Annotated in this window: 26 protein-coding genes and 2 tRNA genes; 15 read left to right on the plus strand and 13 right to left on the minus strand. The window is 60.8% G+C overall.

Features of this window, described 5'->3' with window-relative positions:
* Positions 1-11: 11 nt before the first annotated feature.
* A complete protein-coding gene (locus KY459_01885) occupies positions 12-1,481 on the minus strand; it encodes a M48 family metalloprotease (protein ID MBW3563456.1) in 1,470 nt (489 codons plus the stop codon).
* A gap of 288 nt (positions 1,482-1,769) precedes the next feature.
* Here KY459_01885 and nuoB point away from each other — a divergent pair, with 288 nt between their 5' ends.
* From nuoB to KY459_01900, 3 genes are read left to right on the plus strand one after another with little or no spacing between them, the layout of a single operon-like run.
* Positions 1,770-2,267, plus strand: coding sequence for an NADH-quinone oxidoreductase subunit NuoB (gene nuoB / locus KY459_01890; GenBank protein MBW3563457.1), 498 nt, complete (start codon positions 1,770-1,772; stop codon positions 2,265-2,267).
* Entirely contained in the window at positions 2,264-4,042 is a 1,779-nt protein-coding gene (locus KY459_01895) for an NADH-quinone oxidoreductase subunit D (GenBank protein MBW3563458.1), read from the plus strand. The genes nuoB and KY459_01895 overlap by 4 nt, the downstream gene beginning before the upstream one ends.
* Before the next feature lie 19 nt (positions 4,043-4,061).
* On the plus strand, positions 4,062-4,697 hold the full coding sequence (locus KY459_01900) for an NADH-quinone oxidoreductase subunit I (protein ID MBW3563459.1): 636 nt from the start codon (positions 4,062-4,064) through the stop codon (positions 4,695-4,697).
* Positions 4,698-4,701: 4 nt separating this feature from the next.
* Here KY459_01900 and KY459_01905 read toward each other — a convergent pair whose 3' ends face one another.
* Positions 4,702-5,229 carry a PilZ domain-containing protein gene (locus KY459_01905; protein MBW3563460.1) on the minus strand — a complete coding sequence of 176 codons (528 nt, stop codon included), beginning with the start codon at positions 5,227-5,229 and terminating at the stop codon, positions 4,702-4,704.
* Positions 5,230-5,341: 112 nt separating this feature from the next.
* Positions 5,342-6,370, minus strand: a complete 1,029-nt coding sequence (locus KY459_01910; GenBank protein ID MBW3563461.1) for an AI-2E family transporter — start codon at positions 6,368-6,370, stop codon at positions 5,342-5,344.
* Positions 6,371-6,540: 170 nt separating this feature from the next.
* On the opposite strand from KY459_01910, the gene KY459_01915 reads away from it, so the two are divergent.
* The 10 genes from KY459_01915 (at position 6,541) to rpsT (ending at position 14,278) form a co-directional block, all read left to right on the plus strand.
* Positions 6,541-7,647: a calcium/sodium antiporter gene (locus KY459_01915; GenBank protein MBW3563462.1), complete on the plus strand. Its 1,107-nt coding sequence runs from the start codon at positions 6,541-6,543 to the stop codon at positions 7,645-7,647.
* A 36-nt stretch (positions 7,648-7,683) separates the two neighbouring features.
* On the plus strand, positions 7,684-9,129 hold the full coding sequence (gene gatB, locus KY459_01920; protein ID MBW3563463.1) for an Asp-tRNA(Asn)/Glu-tRNA(Gln) amidotransferase subunit GatB: 1,446 nt from the start codon (positions 7,684-7,686) through the stop codon (positions 9,127-9,129).
* A gap of 73 nt (positions 9,130-9,202) precedes the next feature.
* A tRNA-Arg gene (locus KY459_01925) sits at positions 9,203-9,278 on the plus strand.
* 172 nt (positions 9,279-9,450) lie between these two features.
* Positions 9,451-10,011 carry a MotA/TolQ/ExbB proton channel family protein gene (locus tag KY459_01930; protein MBW3563464.1) on the plus strand — a complete coding sequence of 187 codons (561 nt, stop codon included), beginning with the start codon at positions 9,451-9,453 and terminating at the stop codon, positions 10,009-10,011.
* Positions 10,012-10,014: 3 nt separating this feature from the next.
* Complete coding sequence (locus KY459_01935; GenBank protein MBW3563465.1) at positions 10,015-10,449, plus strand: ExbD/TolR family protein; 435 nt, start codon at positions 10,015-10,017, stop codon at positions 10,447-10,449.
* Entirely contained in the window at positions 10,446-11,174 is a 729-nt protein-coding gene (locus tag KY459_01940; protein MBW3563466.1) for a TonB family protein, read from the plus strand. Before KY459_01935 ends, KY459_01940 begins: the two co-directional genes overlap by 4 nt.
* A 13-nt stretch (positions 11,175-11,187) precedes the next feature.
* Positions 11,188-12,456, plus strand: a complete 1,269-nt coding sequence (gene tolB, locus KY459_01945; GenBank protein ID MBW3563467.1) for a Tol-Pal system beta propeller repeat protein TolB — start codon at positions 11,188-11,190, stop codon at positions 12,454-12,456.
* A 91-nt stretch (positions 12,457-12,547) separates the two neighbouring features.
* Entirely contained in the window at positions 12,548-13,135 is a 588-nt protein-coding gene (gene pal, locus KY459_01950) for a peptidoglycan-associated lipoprotein Pal (GenBank protein ID MBW3563468.1), read from the plus strand.
* Positions 13,132-13,941, plus strand: a complete 810-nt coding sequence (gene ybgF, locus KY459_01955) for a tol-pal system protein YbgF (protein ID MBW3563469.1) — start codon at positions 13,132-13,134, stop codon at positions 13,939-13,941. Before pal ends, ybgF begins: the two co-directional genes overlap by 4 nt.
* A 70-nt stretch (positions 13,942-14,011) precedes the next feature.
* Entirely contained in the window at positions 14,012-14,278 is a 267-nt protein-coding gene (gene rpsT / locus KY459_01960) for a 30S ribosomal protein S20 (GenBank protein ID MBW3563470.1), read from the plus strand.
* Between the two features lie 399 nt (positions 14,279-14,677).
* Here the strand turns inward: rpsT and KY459_01965 are convergent, their stop codons facing one another.
* The 10 genes from KY459_01965 to KY459_02010 form a co-directional block, all read right to left on the minus strand.
* A complete protein-coding gene (locus tag KY459_01965) occupies positions 14,678-15,001 on the minus strand; it encodes a septum formation initiator family protein (GenBank protein ID MBW3563471.1) in 324 nt (107 codons plus the stop codon).
* 42 nt (positions 15,002-15,043) lie between these two features.
* A complete protein-coding gene (gene hutI, locus KY459_01970) occupies positions 15,044-16,315 on the minus strand; it encodes an imidazolonepropionase (protein ID MBW3563472.1) in 1,272 nt (423 codons plus the stop codon).
* Complete coding sequence (locus KY459_01975; protein MBW3563473.1) at positions 16,305-16,814, minus strand: DivIVA domain-containing protein; 510 nt, start codon at positions 16,812-16,814, stop codon at positions 16,305-16,307. Before KY459_01975 ends, hutI begins: the two co-directional genes overlap by 11 nt.
* A 60-nt stretch (positions 16,815-16,874) precedes the next feature.
* Positions 16,875-17,195 carry a YggT family protein gene (locus KY459_01980; protein ID MBW3563474.1) on the minus strand — a complete coding sequence of 107 codons (321 nt, stop codon included), beginning with the start codon at positions 17,193-17,195 and terminating at the stop codon, positions 16,875-16,877.
* Positions 17,195-17,872, minus strand: coding sequence for a YggS family pyridoxal phosphate-dependent enzyme (locus KY459_01985; GenBank protein ID MBW3563475.1), 678 nt, complete (start codon positions 17,870-17,872; stop codon positions 17,195-17,197). The genes KY459_01980 and KY459_01985 overlap by 1 nt, the downstream gene beginning before the upstream one ends.
* A gap of 2 nt (positions 17,873-17,874) precedes the next feature.
* Entirely contained in the window at positions 17,875-18,585 is a 711-nt protein-coding gene (locus KY459_01990; protein ID MBW3563476.1) for a hypothetical protein, read from the minus strand.
* 140 nt (positions 18,586-18,725) lie between these two features.
* Positions 18,726-18,801: transfer RNA gene (locus KY459_01995), tRNA-Ile, on the minus strand.
* 81 nt (positions 18,802-18,882) lie between these two features.
* Positions 18,883-20,013, minus strand: a complete 1,131-nt coding sequence (locus KY459_02000; GenBank protein MBW3563477.1) for a LysM peptidoglycan-binding domain-containing protein — start codon at positions 20,011-20,013, stop codon at positions 18,883-18,885.
* A 95-nt stretch (positions 20,014-20,108) separates the two neighbouring features.
* Positions 20,109-20,861, minus strand: coding sequence for a lytic transglycosylase domain-containing protein (locus KY459_02005; protein ID MBW3563478.1), 753 nt, complete (start codon positions 20,859-20,861; stop codon positions 20,109-20,111).
* A gap of 11 nt (positions 20,862-20,872) precedes the next feature.
* The gene (locus tag KY459_02010; GenBank protein MBW3563479.1) at positions 20,873-21,658 is read right to left on the minus strand and encodes a GDSL family lipase; all 786 of its coding nucleotides are present in this window, start codon (positions 21,656-21,658) and stop codon (positions 20,873-20,875) included.
* A gap of 35 nt (positions 21,659-21,693) precedes the next feature.
* Here KY459_02010 and KY459_02015 point away from each other — a divergent pair, with 35 nt between their 5' ends.
* Positions 21,694-22,617, plus strand: coding sequence for an ABC transporter ATP-binding protein (locus tag KY459_02015; GenBank protein MBW3563480.1), 924 nt, complete (start codon positions 21,694-21,696; stop codon positions 22,615-22,617).
* A complete protein-coding gene (locus KY459_02020; protein MBW3563481.1) occupies positions 22,614-23,594 on the plus strand; it encodes an ABC transporter permease in 981 nt (326 codons plus the stop codon). Before KY459_02015 ends, KY459_02020 begins: the two co-directional genes overlap by 4 nt.
* The last annotated feature ends 2 nt before the right edge of the window (positions 23,595-23,596 follow it).

Consider the following 23,596-nt stretch of genomic DNA (forward strand, 5'->3'; position numbering starts at 1 on the left):
ACCCGTACCTTCTAGTCGCGTTCGATGATCTGCTCGGGCAATTTCACCACCAGGCCACGGGGAACACCCGCTCCGGCATCGAATCCATTGATCGCGGCGATCTCGTTCGCATCGCCCAGATCCCCGGTCGCCCGGCGGGCGAGGTTCGACCATGTGTCGCCCGAGCCTGCCTGTCCGACTTTGAGGCGAGGAGGCGTCGCCGCCCGTGCGGTCCGCTGATCGAATGAGAGTGCGGCCAGCGTGCTCCCCATCGGAGCCTGACTCGCGGCGCTCGCCGGGGAGATCTCGATGAATACCACGGCATTACCTGCATTCTCGAAGTGCGTCGTTTCGACGGCCAGCGTTCCTTGCCGAGTCTGGCCCGCCCAGAGGTCGACGACGAAGCGCTGTCCGGTCTTCGCGCGCGCCTCGTACGACCGCTGGTACTTCAGACCCATCTGCTGAAAGTGTTGCCTCAGTGCGTTCTGGACATTCCGCGTGGGAATCCTCTCGAGCGGAATCTCATCGACCTGAATCGAGCCCTGCCCGTTCTTGTTGACCAGCTGGAAGACGCCCCCGAAACCAGCCTGCGCCTCCCATGATGCGGGATAGGAGAGAACCATACCGTGGGTCTTTTCATAAACGGTGTTGTTTTTGACCGTCACGCGCTCGGTGCTTCGCCCGGTGATCATCCCTTCGAGATTCGAGATGAACGGTCCGCGATCCATCGATCGTTGCGAGATCGAGCTTCCGGTCGCATCGATCTCCGCGATCTGCCGCTGAACGTCGCCGACGCGTTTCGCGGGATCCGGATGTGACTGGAAGTACTGGTCGATCGACGATGCTTCCTGATCTCGGAGCCGGTCGAGTGTCCTCAGCATCTGTTCGGCTCCGTGAGGGTTGTAACCGGCCTCGGCCATGTAGGCCGTTCCGAAGAGATCCGACTGCGTCTCCTGCTGTCTCGAATATCGCTGGAAGAGGAGTGAAGCGCCGAGCTGAGCCAGGTCGCCGTACTGCTGTGCCGCCTCCGGCCCGGCGATGATCGCACCCGCCACCAGACCGAGCTGAGCGAGCTGGGCCTGAGAGATCCGCTGCGCGGCATGACGGTTCGTGACGTGTGCTATCTCGTGCGCGAGAACGCCGGCGAGCTCGTCTTCGGTGTTCATCCTTTCGAGCATGCCTCGAGTGATGTAGACATAACCGCCGGGCAAAGCCATCGCGTTGAGCATCGGGCTGTCGAGCACGGTGAATGTCCACTCGAGATCCGGACGGTCCGAGACCGCGGCGATGCGCTGCCCGACACGGTCGACCATCCGATTGATCTCCGGTTTTTCGTCGTATACACCGAACTGCCTCAGCGTGTCCTGGTGTGCCTGCGCACCGATGGCGAGCTCCTGCTGTTGTGAGATGAGACTGAGCTCCCGTTTGCCTGTCGCGGGATTGGTCGAGCACGCGACGACGATCAGAAGCATGAGGGCGGGTATGAGCAGTCTGCTACGCATCGGTTGGTCCTCCTGTAACGGCAGTTTCCACAAATGTCAGGAGTGCAAGGGGGGTACCCGTCGGCCCGGAAAGCATCCCGAAAGGAACGAATCCGGAGCTCATCACGTTGGGAGCAGTACAAGTCAGCGCGAGGATCGCGAATGCAGCCCTCCGCGCGTCCCGTTATAGAATCTCGCGAACCGTCTGGAGGAAAGCCTCGAACGATGCCACCCGAGAAAATTACGAACCAAGGATCGATCCTGCCGCGCAAACGCTCGGAGCTGCCTGGCGACGACGCCGAAAAGGGAATGATTACACTCCCCGGCGAGAGAAAAAGTCAGGAACCCGGCGAAGGAAGCACCTGGTTCACCTCGACCCTCGATTACCTCGTGAACTGGGCCCGTGGCAACTCGCTCTGGCCGCTTCCTTTTGGAACCGCCTGCTGCGCAATCGAGTTCATGTCGATGGTCTCGTCTCACTACGACATCTCCCGGTTCGGCGCCGAGGTCGTGCGATTCTCCCCGAGACAGTCGGACGTGATGATCGTGGCGGGAACGATCGTCGACAAGATGGCTCCCGTGATGAAAAAAATCTACGACCAGATGCCCGATCCGAAGTATGTGATCTCGATGGGTGCCTGTGCGACCTCCGGCGGCTTCTACCGCGCTTACCACGTCGTTCAGGGGATCGATGAGGTTTTGCCCGTCGACATCTGGGTGCCGGGTTGCCCCCCCACCCCGGATGGTCTGATGTACGGAATTCTGAAGCTGAAAGAGAAGATCGAACGGGGCGAGCTCGACCGATGAGCACGATGACCCGGCTGAGCTCGGTCCCGTACACCGGACCTGCTCCAACCAATCGGAATCCGTACGTTCCCCACAACGCCGAAGCATTCGACCGGCGCGGCGCTGAGATTCGCCGGACGAAAGGGCTCGAGGGCCTCGACCAGGAGCTCGGGCAGGATCTGCCGACCTTCAGAGTCGACCGCGCGGACATTGTCGGAGTGCTTCGAACGCTTCACGACGATCCGTCGCTGCAGTTCATCCTCCCCCTCGACCTTTTCGGAGTCGACTACCCGAACCGGGATGGCGGCGAGCGCTTCGACGTCGTCTACCAGCTCTACTCGTTCGAGAACAACGAAAGAGTCAGGCTCAAGGTGCGCACGGACGAACAGACGCCGGTCCCATCGTCCTACCCGGTGTATCGGGGCTTCGAATGGTTCGAGCGGGAGGCGTACGACCTTTACGGCATCCGTTTCGAGGGTCATCCGGATCTCCGACGGATCCTCACCCACGAGGCGTTTCAGGGTCACGCCCTCCGGAAGGATTACGACCCGGCGCTCCGATGGATCCTCACCGAGAAGGACATCAGCCGGATCGTGCCGAAGCTCGCCATCGAGCCCGAAGACACGGAGTTCGAGCGTGTGACCCTCAACCTCGGCCCGTCGCATCCGGCCACCCACGGAACGCTTCGAATCGTGGTGACTCTCGACGGGGAAACGATCGTCGGCGCGGACACCGAGATCGGCTATCTCCATCGCTGTTTCGAGAAGATGGCGGAGACCCACACGTGGCAGCAGGTCATCCCCTTCACCGATCGGCTGAACTACATGTCGGCCATCATCAACAACGTCGGCTACTGCATGACGGTCGAGAAGCTCCTCGGAATCAAGGCTCCGGAAAGAGCCGAATACATTCTCCTCGTCCTCTCGGAGCTGATGCGCATCGCCGATCATCTCGTCTGCATCGGGACCAACATGGTCGACATCGGTGCGCTGACGAACTTCTGGTATCTGTTCCAGCCGCGCGAAGAGATTTACGGGCTGGTCGAGGCATGCTGCGGCGCACGTCTTCTCCCGTCCTACACTCGAATCGGGGGACTCGCCGTCGACGCACCACCCGACTTCATCGAGAAGGCCCGAAGGCTCGTCGAAATGATTCCCCGTTACGTCGGAGATGCCGAGAAACTTCTGACCAAGAACCGGATTTTCCGGGAGCGGATGGAAGGCACCGGCGTCATCTCGAAGGAGGACGCGATCAACTGGGGGTTCACCGGCCCATGCCTTCGCGCCTCTGGCGTTCCCCACGACATCCGCAAAGCCTCACCCTATCTCGGATACGAAACCTACGACTTCGACATTCCGGTCGCCTATGAGGGGGACAACTACGCGCGGTATCTCGTGCGTCTCGAAGAGATCCGCCAGTCGCTCAGGATTCTGAAACAGGCTCTCGATCGAGGCATGCCGGAGGGACCCGTCATCGTCGACGATCCGTATGTAGCTCTTCCTCCCAAGGAGAAGGTCTACAACGAGATGGAGTCGCTGATCTATCACTTCAAGCTGATCATGCACGGCATTCAGCCGCCGGTCGGCGAAACTTACTTCCAGGTCGAAGGCGGAAACGGCGAGCTCGGTTTCTATGTTGTTTCGGACGGAACGAAAAATCCGTATCGCGTCCGCGTTCGACCGCCGTGCTTTGCAATCTATCAGGCGTTTCGCCAGATGATCACCGGCGGCCAGATCGCCGACGTCATCGCCACACTCGGTACCGTCAACATCATCGCGGGCGAGCTCGACCGCTGAGGAAACGAGAAAGGACGACATGGGTGTCGTAGAGATCAAGCGCAAGAAAATGACCTTCTCCGAGAAACTCTTCATCCCGGAAGTCATCAAGGGGATGTTCGTCACCATCGGACATCTGCTGCGCAACCTCGTCAATCTGAAGAAACTGCCGACCATCTCCTATCCGGAGATCAAACGGGTCTATTCGGAGCGGTTTCGCGGGCGACATATCCTGACGAGCCGCGAAGACGGGACGACGCGATGCGTGGCATGCTACATGTGCTCGACGGCATGTCCCGCCGAGTGCATCACGATCGAAGCGGGTGAGGACGAGCGGACGCGAGAGAAATTTCCGACGCGCTACGACATCGATCTGCTCCGCTGCGTCTTCTGCGGTTACTGTGTCGACGCCTGCCCCGAGGATGCGATTTACATGACTCGTGACTACGAAATGTCGATCGATACCCGGTCTCGTGCCGTGGTCGGCCTGCGCGATCTCGTGGTTCCGCCCAACTTCCCAACCGGGCCGATGGGCTGGCGGCCATACTACGGCGAGATCAGAAAAGAAGGCGCGGCGGGTGGGACCGGTATCGGACAACCTTTGCGACCGGCACCGTTCGACGACGAGGACCAGCCGCCGAATCCGGAAGTCTACCGGGGGGGACAGCAGTCCTGAGTCTTCAGAGGTCGCGGTCGTGCTCGAGGACGTAGGCGATCGTTTCTTCCGACACGATCTCCTGAAGGAATCGGTGGATCGCTTGGACGTCGTCGGCCCCGGACGATCCTTCACTTCCCGCGAAGCCGCCCTGCACGGCTTTCGATTCGAGAAAGAGCTGTGCCTGTCTGATCATCAGAACATGATCGGGGTCGATCCTGGCATCGTCGCGTTCCGGATCGAGGCCGCCATTCGACCTGAGGCGCTCGACACCGGCTCGCATCGACTCCATCCCCTCGGCCACGCGCAGGCCGCTTCTGAAAAGCGGCTGGCCCTCAGCATTGCGCTCGTTGACGAGATGACTCCAGACGACCTTCGCGATCACGGAAATCGATCCATTTTCGAGATCGACTCGCACCGGCACCTTTTCTCCGATCCGGACCGCTCGGCAGCCCCGGATTCTGAGTCCCGAGTACGACAAATCGAGCACATCGACCGTGTCGGTGTCGAACGTCGCGCGAAGTGGAGGCTCCAAGGGGAATCTCTTCGCCACACGCGATTCTAGGACCTGCGCGCTCACGAGATCAGTATGGGTGCCATCCGGGGGTCTGTCATCTGCCGTTCGATGGTGCTTCGGATCGAAAGTGAGTGTGTGGAAGGTCGTGTCAACCAGCCCTGGAAACTTCGACGCGTTCGTGGTAGCGGTCCTCGATCAGGAGCATCTTCACGAGTACGACGATGACCGCAAGAAGCGGAGTCGCGACGATGACTCCGAGTGCCCCGAACAACAGTCCCATCAGCATCTGCGCGAGGATCGTCATCGCCGGAGGCAGCCAGACAGTCCGCCTTTCGATGAGCGGGGTCAGGAGGTAGCTCTCGAGTAGCTGAATCACCAGATAGAGCACAGCGACGAGGAGCCCGGTTCGCGGCGACTCGGCGAGCCCGAGAAGAATCGCCGGAATCGCCGAGAGCAGCGGCCCGATGTATGGCACGAACGAGAAGAGTGCGGCGATGATCCCCAGAACCAGCGCCAGCGGCACTCCCAGGATGAATAGCCCGAGCCACGTTGCCGCCCCAACGATCGCCATCGACCCGAACCGCCCGACCAGCCACCAGGCGAGCGTACTCCGGCACGCCAGCAGAACCTCTTCAGTACGCCCACGAGCCGACGGTGGAACGAGCCACAGGAGCCCCTCCTCGTAAATGCGCGGAGTGAAAGCGAGATAGAAACCGACAAAGCCGAAAACCAGAACGCCCGTCAAAACCGCAATTGAGGATCGCACGTACCTGCCGATCTCTTCGGGCTCCATGACCAGCTCCCGCTCGTATTGTCCGATTACTTTCGAGATCGTCTCATCCCCCGGTAACTGGTTCTTCAGATCGTCGACGGCGTCCGGAAGGGCACTCGACAACTCCCTCGCCTGCTCCGATGCGCGCGGCGCCATCAGCCAGATGGCCAACGCGGTCCCGGCGATCAGAACAACTGTCGTGAGGAGCACAGCCCAATGCCTCGGCAGAGGCATGGCCGAGTGAACCGCGTCGGCAATCGAGCGGAGAAAGATCGCCAGCAGGATCCCGGCGAAAAGGATCAGAATGATCGATGAGGCCTTCCACGCGAGGAGACCTCCCGAGGCCACGCCGAGAACAACCATCGAAACGACCAGCGTTTTGCGGGCGAGCTCTCGATCAGGCATCGATTCGGCCCGATGCACGGGAGGTTCCAGAATGGAAAGCGGTGCGAACATGCCCGAAACGGCGGGAATTGGGGACGGGGCTGGCCAGTGGTGCACCGCCGTCCGATCCACCACTTCAGACGTTCCATCGCTTCACTCCGTGAAAACCCTCATCCTCTATACTCGCTCGCGTGACATTTTCCGTCGTCGCCTTCTTCGCTCTGGGCCTCGCCCTCCTCGTTGTCGGCGGGGACTGGCTCGTGCGTGGCAGTTCCAGGCTGTCGCTTGCAATGGGCATCACCCCGCTGGTCGTCGGGCTTACGGTGGTGGCTTTCGGAACGAGTGCTCCGGAGCTCGCCGTCAGCATGATCGCTTCCTCTCAGGGGCAGCCGGATATCGCGATCGGCAACATTCTGGGAAGCAACATCTCCAACATTCTTCTGATCATCGGCCTCTCCGCGCTGATCGCCCCGCTTGTCGTGTCTCAACAGCTGATTCGGCTCGATGCGCCGATAATGATCGGCGCAACGGGTCTGGCCTGGGCGCTCGGAAGCAACGGCAGGCTTTCCGCGAGAAATGGGTACATTCTCGTGGCCCTGCTGGTCGTCTACACGATCTTCGCGATCCGAAAGAGCCGGAGCGAGACGCGGAAGGTTCGCGAGGAGTACGAGAAGGAGTTCGGGACGATTCCGCAGGAGGAGCTTCGATCACCGCGGTCGATCCTGATGGACATCCTGCTGATCATCACCGGGATCGCTCTGCTGGTTCTCGGATCGCGATGGCTCGTCGGTTCGGCCACCGAGGTCGCGCGATATTTCGGGGTGAGCGAGCTGACGATCGGGCTGACCATCGTGGCGATCGGAACATCTCTTCCCGAGCTGGCGACCTCTGTTGTCGCGACACTCAAAGGGGAACGGGACATCGCCGTGGGGAACGTCATCGGAAGCAACATTTTCAACATCCTGTGCGTGCTCGGCTTCACCGCCTCGATCGTTCCCGAAGGTGTCGCGATCTCGAGCCAGGCCCTCCGGTTCGACTTTCCTGTGACGCTGATTGTTTCCGTCGCCGCACTTCCCATTCTCTTCTCCAACTTCAGAATCGAGCGATGGGAGGGGGGGCTCTTCGTCCTGAGTTACGCTGCCTACCTCACCTATCTCATTCTCGATGCCACGAGTCACCCCTTCATCGAAATGTACGCTCACATCCTGGCGTGGTACGTCTTCCCCGTCGTTTTCGTTCTCATCGTGATTCAGACGTTTCTGACCGTTCGCGGGGCACGAGTGAAGAAGACCGACTGACGGCGACGGCATTCGGATTACGTATAATTCGGCGCCATGTCGGAATGGGAGCTGGTCGTCGGCCTCGAGGTGCACGCGAGGCTCCAGACGAGAACCAAGGCCTTCTGCTCCTGTGAGAACCGTTTCGGAGCGGAACCCAACTCGCTGGTCTGTCCGGTTTGTCTCGGCCTGCCGGGCGCGCTGCCGGTCCTCTCCTCGGAGGTCGTGCGCCTCGCAGCCCGGATGGCTCTCGCGACCCGATGCACCGTTCACGAGCGATCGATCTTCTCCCGCAAGAACTACTTCTACCCGGACCTTCCGAAGGGCTACCAGATTACACAGTTCGACCGGCCGATTGCGACGGGAGGGGAGCTCGAGATCTTCTTCGAGGGGGATACGAAACGAATCGGCGTAACCCGGATCCACATCGAGGAGGATGCCGGAAAGCTCATCCACGATCCTCGGATCGCCGGCGACGACTCGTCGCTCGTCGATCTGAACAGATCCGGAGTTCCCCTGATCGAGATCGTTTCGGAGCCGGATATGCGGAGCTCCGCCGAAGCAGTCGCCTATCTGAGCCGGATCCGGCAGATTCTGATGTACACCGCCGTGTGTGACGGAAATATGGAGGAGGGATCGCTCCGATGCGACGCGAACATTTCCGTTCATCGTCCGGGAGAACCGTTCGGCACGAGGGCCGAGATCAAGAATCTGAACTCGTTCCGATTTCTGGCGAAGGCGATCGAGTTCGAGAAAACCCGGCAGATATCGATTCTGGAGGGCGGCGGATCCATTCACCAGGAAACGAGGCTGTTCGACGTTCAATCAGGAGAGACGCGGTCGATGAGGTCGAAGGAGGAAGCGCATGATTACCGCTACTTCCCCGAGCCGGATCTTCTCCCTCTCGAAATCACCGGCGCGTTCATCGATGAGGTTTCGCGATCGCTGCCGTCGCTTCCCGGGCATCGCGTCGATCGGTACCTGAAGGAGTGGCACCTCGACCGCGAAACTGCCGAGACACTCGTGGCAGATCGCGCGCTCGCGGATTTCTTCGAATCGGCGGTCCGGCAATCGCAATCGGCCCCGGTCCAGATTGCAAACTGGGTCCGGAACGACATTCTCGGCGTGCTGAACGAAAAGGGGGCCAGCATCTTCGATCTCGCCATCACACCCGACTCGCTCGCGGCGCTGGTCGACCTGATCGAAGCCGGGACGATCAGCGGAAAGATCGCCAAGGATGTCTTTGCCGAAATGGTCGAGAAGGGGGGAGATCCCGAAAGGATCATCGACGAGCGCGGATTGTCCCAGATTTCCGACGAGGACCAGATCCGTGACGTCGCATCGCGGATCATCGCGGATCACCCGGGACAGGTCGAGGCGTATCGTGGAGGAAAGACGGCCCTGCTCGGGTTTTTCATCGGTCAGGTGATGAAGAAAACCGGCGGCCGGGCGAATCCCGAGCTCGCCCGGTCGATTCTCGAGTCGCTTCTCACCGGCGAGTGACGCCGTCAAGAATTAATCGTCCCGGTCACGGGTTGCCGGGCCGGGGACGTCGGACTGGCATCCCGCACGCTCCGGCCCCGTAGCTCAGAGGATAGAGCGGAGGTTTCCTAAACCTTAGGTCGCAGGTTCGAATCCTGCCGGGGCCACCAGTAACTCACCGATCGGAAGATCGTCACACGTTATGATGAGCCGGGCGTAAGGGGACTCGTGCGCTCAGGTGGGGGGTTAGTGCAGATCTGGGACGCATTTCTGGACAGCGGATGGGTCGGCAAGGCTGTCCTTCTGGTACTTCTCGTTTTCTCCGTGGGCTCGTGGGCAGTCATGCTTCTGGTTCACCTTCGCTTCACTCGCGCTGCACGGGCCTCGAAACGATTTCTGAGAGAGTTCCGCCAGAGCAAGCGCCTGATCGACGTTCAGTCCGCCGCACAGCGCTGGCCGGCCTCGCCACTCTCCGGCGTTTTTCGCGCCGGCTACGCGGAGATCGAGATGCTGATGGCTGGCAGCGAGAAGACGCGACTGCCGACGCTGGTCCCGGTCGAGCGTTCGCTCCACCGCGCCGTTCGAGTCGAAACCAGCCGCCTCTCCAAATACCTCTCCTTTCTCGCGACGACCGCCTCGGCGACCCCTTTCATCGGTTTATTCGGGACGGTCTGGGGAATCATGGGGGCGTTCGGAGCCATCGGCGCAATGAAGACTGCCTCGATCGTTGCCGTGGCACCCGGCATCAGCGAGGCGCTCGTGAACACCGCTGCAGGTCTGCTCGCGGCGATTCCAGCCCTGATCGGCTACAACCACTTCGTCAACCGTGTGCGAGAGCTGAGAACGCGCATGGAGGACTTCACACTCGAGTTTCTGAATCTGACTCAACGGAACTTCATGTAAGAGATGGCAATACGATTCCAACAGGAAGACGAGCTCGGCAGTCTGTCGGAGATCAACGTCACTCCGCTGGTTGACGTCATGCTGGTTCTGCTGATCATCTTCATGATCACCGTACCGATGATGACCCAGGGCCTCGAGGTCGAGCTTCCCCGCGCCGAGGGAGAGAGTTTCGAGTCCGCCGAGGAGGAAACGGCAACGATCTCGATCGGGCGCGACGGAACAGTCTGGTTCAATGAGACGAGGGTAGGCCGCGTCGACATCGGCATCCCCCTCGAGACGATGCTGCGAGGAGAGGAAGTGGAAAGTGCACTGGTCCGGGCAGATCAGGGCGTCCCCTACGGACGGGTCGTCGAGGTTCTCGACGTGATGAGCCGGGCCGGTGTCCGAGACGTCGGAATGCTGACCGAGACCTGGACATTGGACACCGATCAGCCATGAACGACGCGGTCTCCGCGATTCTCGAAGAACGAGCCGGGCGCGGCCCTCACTTCAGCGCCTGGGTCGTTCTTTCGCTTCTTCTTCACGTTCTCGTAGCGGCGCCCATGATCGCCACCGCAACGCGACCCCCCTCGAAACAGGTTCAGCCGGTGAGGGTACGGCTCACCAGCCCCGCGGTCACACGCCCCGCCCCGTCGGCTCCTGCGCCCGTCGCAACGCCTCCGGTAGAGCAACCGAAAGAAGTTGCCGAGCCCGAGGCCCCGAAACCCGAAACCAAACAGCTCGATCGTGCGTTGTTCGGCAGATCTCCCGAAAAACCGGCGGAGGAGCCGGCTCCTGCGGAGACCCGCGCCGCACCCTCCCGGACCCCCGCGTCGCCGCCGGCTCCGGCTGAGCGGGCCGCTCCGAGTATCGAGGTCGGCGAAGGCGCATCCGTCAGCTCATCCTTCGACGGAACCTTCCCCTACCCTCTCTACGTCGAGAGGATGCTCAGTCTGATCGCGGATCGATGGTTCAGACCGGAGGGGTCGCCCAATCGGGCAGTGACCGTGCATTTCGTCATTGATCGAAACGGACGAGCGCACGAGGTCGAGGTGACGACATCGAGCGGCAATTCCGGATTCGATCGGGCGGCAAGACGCGCGATCGTCGATGCTCAGCCGTTCCCCCCTCTGCCATTCGATTATGTCGGGACCGACCTGGGTGTCTATCTCGAATTCAAATGAAAGGAACTCGTTTTTGAGAATACTGAGACTCGCGCTTTGCGGGGTTCTGCTGATGGCCTGGACCGGAGGAGCCGAGGCGCAGCGGACCGAGATCACGACCGAGCTGGAGGCCGACCGGGCATCACGAACCGTAAGACTGGCCATTCCTTTTCCTTCGCTCGGCGCCGGTGTCAGCCCGGACGAACTTCACGAGGACTTTTTCACGCCTCTCACAGCGGATCTCGCATTTTCGAGAATCATCACGATCGTTCCGCTCCCGCCCGGACGTGAGCGCGGATACGAAGTCGCTCGCGAGGCGGGGGCGCAGGCCCTGCTGCAGCTCGACGTGATCCGAACTGGCGGGACGTTTGCGGTGGAAGCACGGCTGCTCGACACAGCCAACGGAACGACACTTCTCGGCAAGCGCTACCGGGGGGAGCCGACCGCATTCCGTCTGATGGCTCATACGCTGGCCAACGACGTCGTCACCTATTTCAAGGGGCGCCCCGGCATCTTCCTGTCGCGTATCGCTTTCGTCTCGGATCGAACCGGGTCCAACGAGGTCTGGATCATGGACTATGACGGTTCGAACCAGCGACAGATCACGACCGAGCGCGCACTGACACTCACACCCGACTGGTCACCTGACGGAGAGCGGCTGGTCTATACATCCTTTAAACGAGGATACAGCGATCTCTACATCGCGCTGCGCCAGGGCGGGGGACGCGTGCGGATCCGGACGGGCGTCAATCTGAACACCTCCCCTGCGTTTTCGCCCGACGGTACGAAGATCGCGTTCGTCGGCGCGGTCGAGGGAAACGCCGACATCTACGTGATCAACGACGACGGCTCCGAGCTGAGAAGACTGACGACTGGTTCTTCGATCGAGTCGACACCGGCGTGGAGTCCAACCGGTCGCCAGATCGCGTTCACCTCTTCCCGCGCCGGAACACCGCAAATCTACATCATGGACGCCGAGGGGACCAACGTCAGGAGGATTTCATTCGACGGCAACTGGAACGACGACGCCGTCTTTTCGCCCAACGGCGAGTATCTGGCCTACACATCCCTGGTCGGGAGGCGCTACCAGATCCGTATCTACAACCTTTCGACCGGCGAGAGCCGAGTGATCGCGGGAGCAGGGTCCAATGAGCAACCGTCGTGGGCTCCCGACAGCTCATCGATCGTTTTCATGTCGGATCGCTCGGGTCGCTGGCAGATCTACAGGATCGGCCTCGACGAAAGAGATCCGGTTCCGCTCACTTCTCAGGGAACCAATTCTTCCCCGGCGTGGTCGCCATAATCCCGTAAATCATGCATGATTAGAGAGTTTTCCGCTTGAAAGCATCCCGTCGTGCCGTTAGGATGCGACGAGAATCAAAGGAGCCAGCCCAATGAAGAAGAATCATCTCGAAATTTCCCTCGCAATCCTTGCGGTCATTCTCCTCTCCTCGATCGGATGCAAGAGCAGGACTGTGGACGAGCCACCGCCGGTAATCGAGACACCCGAGGTCTACGAAGAGCCGGTGGAACCCGACACCGTCGTCATCGTCGAAGAGGAGCCTGACTTCGTTCCGGAACAGGAAGTCGAGGTCGAGCAGCTCGACCGACTGAGCCTCGCAGAGCTCAACAGCCGCGCCGCCGAACGGGGATGGATTCGCGACGCCTACTTCGCCTTCGACGCCTATACCCTGACCACCGAATCTCAGGACAATCTCGCATTGTCGGCTGCATGGCTGAAAAGCCATCCCGAGTACCGTCTGCGGATCGAGGGCCACGCAGACGAGCGGGGCACCCAGCAGTACAATCTGGCTCTCGGTGAACGGCGAGCGCAGAGCGCGAAGGAGTACCTCATGGCGCTCGGCATTCCCGCATCGCGAATGCGTACGATCAGTTACGGCGAAGAGCGGCCGTTCGATACGGGAAGCAATGAGAGCGCATGGGCACGAAATCGCCGGGCGCACCTCGTTCTCGAGAGATGAAAAGAATCCTCGTAGTTTTCTTCGCGTGCGCTCTCGGAGCGGGCTGCGTCTCCTCGTCCGACCTCGATCGGCTCGAAGATCGAATTCAGGACCTGCAGGATGAGATTGCCGACCTCAAACGTCAGGCGAGTACCCGCGAAGAAGTCGAGCGCCTCAACGAGGAGCTCGCATCACGCACTCAGACGATCCTCAGATCGGCCGCCGACGTGACGGCCAAAGTCGACCGGATCGACGAGCGAATCGAGAACACCCAGGGAAGCATCGAGCAGACCAATCATCGGATCGATCGGGTCGTGCAGCAACTGACCCAGCATGAGCGGGAGATCGCGAATCTCAGAACCACGCTGCGAGGCCAGGCCGGTCCGGCCGACGCTCAACCGCTCCAGGATCAGATCGTCGTCAGCGGCGACCAGGGAACCTCCGACCCGATCGAGACCTACCAGCGAGCCTATTCCGACTACCAGCGGGGCAACTTCGACTTTGCAATCGATGGTTTCCGCGAGTTCGTCGAGAACAATCCTCTCTCCGACCTTGCCGACAACGCGGCCTACTGGATCGGGGAATCCCTCTTTTCGCAGGCCAAGTACCGAGAGGCCGTCTCACAGTTCGACACGGTGATCACCCAGTATCCGGAATCGGACAAGGTCGCCGCGGCACTCCTCAAGAAAGGCTATGCCTACTTCGAGATCAATCAGCGTCCCCAGGGAATCATTCAGCTTCAGTACGTGATCCACGAGCACCCGCGGAGTCCCGAGGCGGTCCTCGCCCGGGAGAAGCTGGAATCGATGGGAATCCAGATGCGCTGAGTGCCGTTACATGAGGGTCGAACGGTCGGCTTCCACTTTCTGGAAGTCACCTGAAATCAGAGGAGTAACGATGGCAAACACCAAATCAGCCGAGAAGCGATACCGCCAGGCCGAGCGCCGGCGCGAGCGCAAGCGCTCCCAGACGAGCGAAATGCGCACACAAATCAAGAAGATGCGACGTACGATCGAAGAGGGCGAAGCCGACAAGATCAAGGCCACCCTCTCGGAGACTTTCTCCATCATCGACACCGCCGCGAAGCGAAATGTCATCCACGACAACACCGCTTCGCGCTACAAGGCCCGCCTCGCCAAAGCAGCAAAGGCTCAGGCAGGCTGACGAGAAGTCGGAGGCCGCCAGACGCGACTCCCCCAGGAAGCCTTCCGCAGAAAAACGCCGGCTGATCCGCCGGCGTTTTTCTTTTCCAAGCTCGTCGACGACGGGACGAATGTTTGCTCTCGCGAACCCACTCACTCGTCATCCTGGAGCCGCCGAAGGACGGCGAAGGATCTGGGCGGGGTTCGTGAATGCAGCGGCGCACGAAGGCATCACTCCGATTCACGACCCACCCCCGGATTCTTCGCCCGTGCTCCGCCGGGCTCAGAATGACGAATGTTGCGTTTACGCGAATCGACGACGAGACGAATGTTTGCTCTCGCGAAACCCACTCACTCGTCATCCTGGAGCCGCCGAAGGACGGCGAAGGATCTGGGCGGGGGGTCGTCAATGCAAACTCCGCTAGTTGCTCACTTCTGAGGGGCGCTCTCGCAGCAGGTAAACCGTTTCTCCAGGCCGCGCGAGTCCGAGATCCTCCCGGGCAATCGCTTCGATCGGGAACGTCGACTCGTCGAGGTCCCTCAATTGCTCCCTCAGTTTCGCATTCTCGTCGCGAAGCCGCTCGACGTCCTCTTCGAGCGCGTGAACCCGCTGCTGGGCCCTCTGGAGCTGTGAGATTCCGCGGTCGCTGAAAACGTAGGAGATGAGAAAGACGATGGTGACGACGGCCGACACCAGGAATGCGACTCTCGTCGGCTTGCCCAGACTTCCCCGTCCCTCCGCCATCATCGTCGAGTTTCGAGCGCTTCGCGCGGTTTGTCAAGCCGCTCAGGCGACCCGGACACCCTCACGCCACACTCCGCTGACGAGATTGACGCCGAAATGGTAGATGAGGTGGAGGTAGCCAGGAGCATCGATCACGACGATGTCGGCGCTCTTTCCAGCTTCGAGCGAGCCGGTCGTTGCGGCGATACCGAGCGATGCCGCACCATTCAGCGTCGCGGCAGTGAGCGCTTCTTCCGCCGCCATTCCCATCCGAAGCGTGGCGAGCTGCATCACGATCTGCATCGACTCGGTCATCGACGACCCGGGATTGCAGTCGGTCGACAGAGAAACAATTGCACCCTCGTCGATGAGTCTTCTCGCTGGAGCAAACCGATCCGACATCAGGAAAAAACTCGTCCCGGGCAGGAGGTTGGCGACAGTTGAGGATTTCGCGAGTTTTTTGATCCCCCGTTCGGATATCCACATCAGATGATCGGCGGAGGACGCACCGAACTCGACTGCCATGGCTGCGGAATCCGAATCGGAAAGCTCATCCGCGTGGACGCGCGGGATCAGACCGTTTGCGATCCCGGCCTCCAGAATCCGCCTCCCCTCCTCCGGTCCGAACACTCCTTTCTCGACGAAAACGTCGCAGAATTTCGCAAGGTCCCGGCGGCGGACCTCGGGAAGAATCCGGCCGATGATCTCCTCGATCCACTCTTCCCGTTCCTTCGATTTCGATCGATCGACCTCCGGAGGGAAGTCGTGTGCCGCCAGGCACGTGGCGACGAGACGGACGGGTGAATCCGCTCGAGCCATTTCGATCGCCTCGAGCTGCCGCATTTCGACCTCGAAGTTCAGCCCGTATCCGCTCTTCGCTTCCGCGGTGGTCGTCCCGTATTCGACCATCGTCCGCGCCCGGCGGACGACGTTGGCCGCGAGCTCGTCGAGGGAAGCCTCCCGGGTCGACCGGACGGTCGAAGCGATGCCGCCGCCGCTTTCCGCGATCTCGGTGTAGGTCTCGCCATGGATGCGGCGATTGAACTCCGATTCCCGGTAACCGGCAAACGGCAGGTGGGTGTGGGAGTCGACGAAGCCGGGAACGGCCGTCCCTAGTTCGCCGTCGACTTCATCGAACCCAGCCATCTCGACCGGTAGATCGCGCTCGCGGCCCACCCAGACGATCCGGCCATCGGCCACGGCGATCGCCGCATTTTCCACGGTCAGGAGCGTTCTCATCGCAGGACCGCGGACCGCTTCGTGGCCCACGGGCGTAGCCACCGCGGCGAGATTCCGAATCACGAACGCCCCGGCGGGCGTTCTTTCAGTCGCCATTCTCCGCGGCGATCCGCCTGTGCAACTGCGTCAGCGGCAGTTCGTTTGCTTCCTGCTCGACGTCGAGAGCCAGGACCTGCTGAAAAGTGTCGAGAACCGTCTGGACCTTGTTCCGCACACTCTTCCGCTCGATCTTCATATCCTGAATCACCCTCTCGAGCTCCCCGATCCTGGACATCGCGTGCGAGATCATTTTTTCGGAGAGGAGCTCCGCATCCTTGATGATGAGCTCCGCTTCCCTGCGGGCATTGTTGCGGACATCGTCCGAGACTTTCTGCGCTGCGAGAAGGGTATCCTTGAGAATGCCTTCGCGCTCCTGATTTTCTGCAACGTCCTCACGCAGCATCGAGTTCTCGCGCGCGAGCAACTCGAGTTTTTTGAGGAGCCCTTCGATTTCCTCGGAAACCATGTGAAGAAAGGCACGAACCTCATCCACCGAATAACCGCGAAAGGCCTTGCTGAACGACTGCTTCTGTATCTCGAGCGGTGATATTTCCATCTCTCTCCCTCCACTCCCGAGTCTGAATTATAACCCGATCGGGTCGCGCTGCCGTTCAGGCTAGCCGCGGACGAGCTCGAAAAGAAAGACGCGGATCACATAGATCGCAAGAAGGAGCAGAAGCGGCGACCAGTCGATCCCCGCCGTCCTGCTCGGCGGCAGCAGCCTTCGAAACGGGGCGAGTAAGGGGCGGGTTGCCCTTTCGAAAAAGTCGTTGATGAGGGCGATCGTCTCGAAAAATCTTCGATACTTCCATCTCGCCGAGGATTGCGACATGAAGAAAACGACCCAGGAGAGGATGACCCATATGATCACGAGCCAATAGATGAAGTTGAGGATCCAGAAAACTGCGGCAAGCAATGCGACCCCGACGGCACCCATCACTCACGCTCTCCGAAAATCGCGCGGCCCACCCGGATGATCGTGGCGCCTTCCTCAATTGCTTCTTCGTAGTCGTCGGACATCCCCATGGAGAGATGCGTGGCCTCCTTGCCTGCGATCGGGGTGAGCAATTCCCTAAGCCCACGCATACGCGCAAACCAGCGCCGGGCCTCTTCGGCGGTTCCGATTGGTGGAATCGTCATCAGGCCGACGAGCTCGATCGAAGGCATTTCGATGATTTCCTCAGCCAGCCTGGAGATCTCATCGCCAGATACTCCTCCCTTCTGGGATTCATCCCCCAGATTGACCTGGATCAGCACTCGCAGATTCCTCCCGAGACGCGCGGCCTGTTCGCTGACTCGCCGAGCAGTCTTCTCCGAATCGATCGAGTGAATCCAGTCGAAGATTTCTGCAGCTTTTCGCGCCTTATTGGATTGAAGATGGCCCACGAGATGCCACTGCGGAGACCCGGACACCCCATCCTTCTTGCCGGCCGCTTCCTGCACCCGGCTTTCACCGAGATGACGAACCCCGGCGGCGACGGCTTCGGAAGCCGGTATCGCCGGCTGCGTCTTCGAAACGGCGACCAGGATGATCTCCGAGCGATTCCGACCGGAGCGCCGGCAGGCTTCGCTGATCGACTCCTCGACGGCCGCAAGGCGATCGGAAATCCTCACGTTCAGGAGGCCGCCGGCTCGAGATAGAAGATTCTCCGGCATTGTTCGCAAAGGACGATCTCACCTCTCCTCAGCTTCTGCGATACCGCCGGCCGAACTCGAAATCTGCACGCGCTGCAGGCGTTGGAGACGATCTCAGCCACGGCGATCCCCTGGCGGTGCCTGAAAATCCTGTGAAACTGGTCCCGGAGCTGGGCGGGAAGCTGCTTTTCGATGTCTTCCGCCTGCGCGCGAATTCTTGCGGCTTCATCCCGAAGCCCTGCGAGCGAGCCCTGCCACTCCTCATACTCCTCGCCATGTTTTTTCGCGAGCGGCTCGAGCGCCTCGCGCCGGGAGACGAGATCCTGGTCGATCTGCTCGATCTCGCCCATGATACCGAGCAGCTGGTCCTCGAGCTCCTTGGTCTTCCGCCTCGCCGCGTCGATCTCCTTCCATGCGGCGGAGTACTGGACCTGGTCCTTGACCTTCATCAGCTGGCCCTCGTACTTCGCGAGCTCCTGCTGGGCAGCCTCGAGATCTCTCTCGAGCGCGCGCCGGTCCTTCTCCAGTTTCTCTCTTCTGGCTTCCTGTGCCGAGATCGCGTCATTGGCCTCGGTGAACTCCCTGTCTGTCTCGGCGAAGCCCGGCGGTTTGTTCGTCAGTTTTCGCTCAGTTTCGGCCAGTTCGGCCATCACCTGCTGCAGCTGCCACAGGTTCTCCAGAGTCTTGCTCAACGTCGGTGGTCCTCCTGAAAATGAAAAGAGCGTTTCCGAAGAAACGCTCTTTTGCCTGCCTGGGCCCCTGACCCGAGGCACTTTCCGGGTCCGAGACATCGCGGTAATCTCATGAAAATCCGTTTATTCATTCCGTCCTTTGGTGGGTCCACCAGGATTCGAACCTGGGACCTGCCGGTTATGAGCCGGTGGCTCTGACCGCTGAGCTATGGACCCTTGGCGAATTCTATATCAGCGCTCGCGCAATGAAAAAGCCCCGCAAGCGGGGCTTTCATTCCGAAAATCCGGGTGGTCGGACTATTTGATCTCGACCCTGTCTCCGATTTCCATCGAGTATCTCATCCGGACGATCTTGCCGATCGAGCTGTGAGGCTGGGTCGTGACGACGCCGACCTCTCCCAGAACCAGCCGGGGTGCCCGGGGGTCGAGATTGGGCCGATAGACGGTCAGAAAGTCTCCTGGGGCAACATTGTCTTCCGACCCGAGATCGACCTGAACCATCATCCCTTCGCCGAGCGCGAAAACGTGATCTTTCGCATCGACGATGTATCCCGAAGACTTGCCGCTGGGGAGCTGACAGTGTCTTTCCCATTCATCCATGACCGCGAGAGGAATGGGAATTTGCGGCATCGGCCGGACGAAATCTCCGAGATGAACGGAATCGCAAGCCTGGGTGATCAACGCAGTCGTTCCCCGACTGTCCGAGCAGAGTATTCGTAGCTGCCCGATGTAACTGTACTGACGACCGATGGACTCCCCGGTGGCAGGATGAAGCACGATCGGACCGGAACGGACGATCATGTAGTCCTCCCCAGCGACCAGGTTCATCTCGCCTTCGAGGTAGACGATTTCCTCGACGGTCGCGCCGATGTCCTGCACGAGGGCTCCCTGGACGTATTTCACTTCGTTGTCTTCGAAGGAGGTGATCCAGTTCGGCCATTCTTCGTTCTCATGACCGAGGTAGCCGTAACAGTAGACATCGGAGACGAAAGCGAGTGCGAACGGACTCGGCGCGTCTTCGGCGTCGAAGTCGAACTCCTCCCCCTCGTCCGTCCACGCGATCATGCCCTCCTCGGAGCTGACCGCGGTCTCGCCGATGACCACAGTATCGGTCACACCCTCTCGAACGACCAGGAGCGGATCACCGGGGTAGATCCAGTGCGCGTCGAGAATGTAGGTGTTGTGTTCCCACAACTGCGGCCACAGATAGCCATCTCCGTAAAAAGTCTGCGCCAGTCCCCACAGCGTGTCACCCTGGTTGATGATGTAGACCTCGCTACCCTCGGGATAGACGGAGGGATCCGGAGGATTCCAGGCCGTCCAGTGTCCATCCACGAAATGGAGGTCCCGCGGCGGCGTCTCCGCGGCAGACGCACCGTACGCTATCAGCAGGAGGATCGAAATCACTCGACACACACGCACCACCATTATCCCCTCCTCTCGCAACTGAGAAGACCCGCCTCAAGGTAGCGGAATTCAGTGACGGTGTCAAATTGCAGCAGCGAACCGACTTCCGAAGCTTTTCAGATCCCCCGGGCTGTCCGAATCTGCGCGAGTTCTGCCGTCCGGCGCTCGTAGTTCTCCATCACTCTGGCCACGTATTGCCGCGTTTCCTGATAGGGGGGAATCCCGCCGTATCTCCGGACGGTCCCCTCCCCGGCATTGTAGGCGGCCAGCTGACGATCGAGGTCTCCCTTGAATCTCGATTCGAGGTACTTCAGGTACCGAGTTCCCGCCTCGATGTTCTGCTCCGGATCGAGCAGATTGCCCGCACCCATCCAGCGGCCGGTCGCCGGCATCAGCTGCATCAACCCGAGGGCTCCCCGAGGCGATCGTGCTTCCTTCTCGAAACTGCTCTCCGTTTCGATGACCGCCAACACGAGGATCGGATCGACTTCGTGCTTCTCCGCAGCCGTCGTGATCAGGTCGCCAAAAGGAATCGACTCGAACAGCATCTCCACAGCCTCGCCGGGATCGGCATCCACGGTCTCTTCGGGCGTCTTCTCCGGACCGGAGAAGCTGGAGAACAGCCGTTGAAAGATCGATCGTGGCTCCGCTTCGAAGGGCCCGGCCGTGGCGAACATCTCCATTCGGCTCTGCTCGGCGGTTTCCTCTGTCGAGGGGGTGCTCAGCCAGGCTCCGGCAACCAACGCGACTGCCGCGAGAACGATGATCGCGCGCCGGGACCGCTTCCACCGCATCAGATGCCGGGCAAAGCGGCGTAGGCTCCGAGATCGTTGGCTCATGGCTGCGGGAACGACCCTCTCGATCTTCATTATTGCAGACCTCAGCCGAGTCTGGAACCACCCATCGCCGCGAGAATGCGCGCGCTGATCAGTTCGTAGCCTTCCGCGCTCGGATGAAAGCGATCAGTACCCAGGCGATCGGCCAAAACGAACAGATCGGCCGTCGGTACGACCACCGCCCGATGCTTCGACAGCCGGGTCGCAAGCATGGCATTCCACCGGGCGACCGCTCCGTCGATCATCCCGCTCTGCTCCCGCTTCTGGAACGGATTGTAGAGCCCGATCACGAAGAGTCGTGCCCCCGGGTTGATCCTTCGGATCTCCCCGACCACTGCCTCCACCCGCGACACGATCACCTCCGGGTCGACGTCGACGAGCTCGGCTCTCGAGCCCCTGCTCTCGCTGAAGACGTCATTGGCCCCGATCGAAACGACGATCAGATTGGCTTCTGCGAGAGAGCCGGCAGCCGCGCTTCCGAGACGGGCCTGAAGATCGGCTGTTTTCGACCCGTTGACACCGAGGTTCAGGACCCAGTCGACCGTGGCACCGCGGCTCTCGAGCATCTCGCGGAGATTTCCGCCAATACCTTTGCCGGACGCGTCTCCCGTACCCCTCGCGAGGGAATCACCCAGCAGCGCGATCCGCCATTCCGTCACCACTTCGCCGCCGAGCTGACCGGCGTTGCCCTCGGGCGCCGGCAGCTCTCCGACGGGTTGGCCGACGTCTGCTCGCAGTCCCGCGATCAGGCCCCAGGAAAAAATCCCGGCCAGCGCGATCGAAACGACCACAGCGAGCCACTTCAGGGTCGAGGCGGGCGAAATAGTCATGCCGCTAGTGTACCTTTTGCACCGGCGTGGAGCCGGTGAGCGACAGGGCATCGCAGCATGTCCTCGAAGTGCGCGATCTGACACGGGTCATCCGTGGAAGGACGATCGTGGATTCTCTGACCTTCGATTTGCGCGAAGGCGAGGTCTTCGGCTTTCTCGGTCCGAACGGAGCGGGAAAGACGACGACAATCCGGATGCTGGTGGGGTTGATCAAGCCGACTCGCGGCACCATCCGGATCAACGGCTATGATCTCGCGAAACACCACGACGACGCTCTCCGTCGAGTCGGCTGTATCGTGGAGACACCAGACCTCTACAAGTTCATGACCGGACGCGAAAACCTCCGCCACTTCGCTCGAATGATCGGTCCGGTCGACGAAGGAACACTCGACGAAGTGGCCTCGCGTACGCGGATCGAGGGAAGGCTGGACGAAAAGGTCTCTACCTACTCGCTCGGTATGCGTCAGCGACTGGGGATCGCGATCTCTCTACTCGGCGAACCTTCGCTTCTGATTCTCGATGAGCCCGCCAACGGTCTCGATCCGGTGGGGATCAGGGAGATCAGGACCCTGGTGCGCACGCTTGCACGGGAACGGGGAGTCACGGTTTTTGTCTCGAGTCATCTTCTCGGAGAAATTCAGATGATGTGCGACAGGGTGGGGATCATCCACCGCGGACGGATCGTGCGACTCGACACGGTCGACAATCTCGTCGGAGCAAAGACGATTTTTCGCGTCGAGACCAACGACACGGTCGCTGCATCCCGCATACTCGAAGCGACAGGTTACGCGTTCGTTTCGCATGACGGCTCGATCGACGTCGATGCCCCCATCGAGCTGCGCGCGGAACTGATCGAATCGCTCGTCTCCGGAGGTGCGCCGGTATCCTCGGCATATGCGGTGAACCCCACCCTCGAGGAGCTTTTTCTCGAGAGCACCGAGGAGACGACCGTCCAATGATCCTCGCGCGACTGTTCGAGAACGAGATCCTGAAACTGTGGCGGCGCCGGCGCGTTCTGATCGTTTTCGCGATCATGACGGCGATCATTTCGATCGTCGCCTTCGGACAGTACCGCCAGCTGCAGCGCCAGCCGGATCGCAACTGGCGGATCCAGACCCAGGAACGTCTCGCCCGAATCGAGAACCGGCTCAGGCGTCCCGACACGAATCCATCATGGGCGCGCGCTCTTCGAGCGGAGTCGAGCCGGCTGCAGTTCCACCTCGAGCGAGGCATCGATCCCGAGAGGCCGACCGCGCCGTTCTTCGCTCGTCACTTCGCGGACGCGGCCGGATATCTGCTGCTTCCACTGCTGATCGCAATTCTCGCGAGTGACATCGTGTCGGCCGAGAAGAGCGAAGGTACCGATCGGTTGCTCCTCACGCGCCCCGTTCGACGATGGAAGGTGCTCTTCTCGAAGCTTCTGGCTCTGGTCTTCTACACGACTCTCGTCCTCGCGATCGGCGGTCTTCTCGCCTGGCTCATCTCCTCGCTGGCACTCGATCCGAGGGGTTGGGAGGCGCCGACGTTCACGGGATTCCAGGTCTCGGAAGAGGGAGTGGAGACGTCGGCAGTCCGCCAGTTGCCTCTCTGGCTCGATCTCGTCATCGCGTACGGACTCGAGTGGTTCGCTCTGCTGACCGTCGCCGTCATCTCGCTGATGCTCTCGGTCCTGTTCCGTTCGAGCGCCGCTTCGATCGGAACGATGATGGCCTTCCTGATCGCCGGGACCATTCTGACGAGAATCAGCCCCGACTGGACGGCCGGGAAATACCTCTTCGTCAGCGGGCTGCCGATGGCTGCCTATTACTCCGGCCAGGCTCCTCCCTATCCGGGAATGCCTCTGACCTTCTGCGCCTCACTTCTGGCCATCTGGGCCGCAGCCGCTCTCGCCACCGCCTTCATCGTCTTCACCCGCCAGGACATGATGGGCGCCTGAGA

The organism is Acidobacteriota bacterium (genome assembly GCA_019347945.1).
Taxonomy (GTDB): Bacteria; Acidobacteriota; Thermoanaerobaculia; order Gp7-AA8; family JAHWKK01; genus JAHWKK01.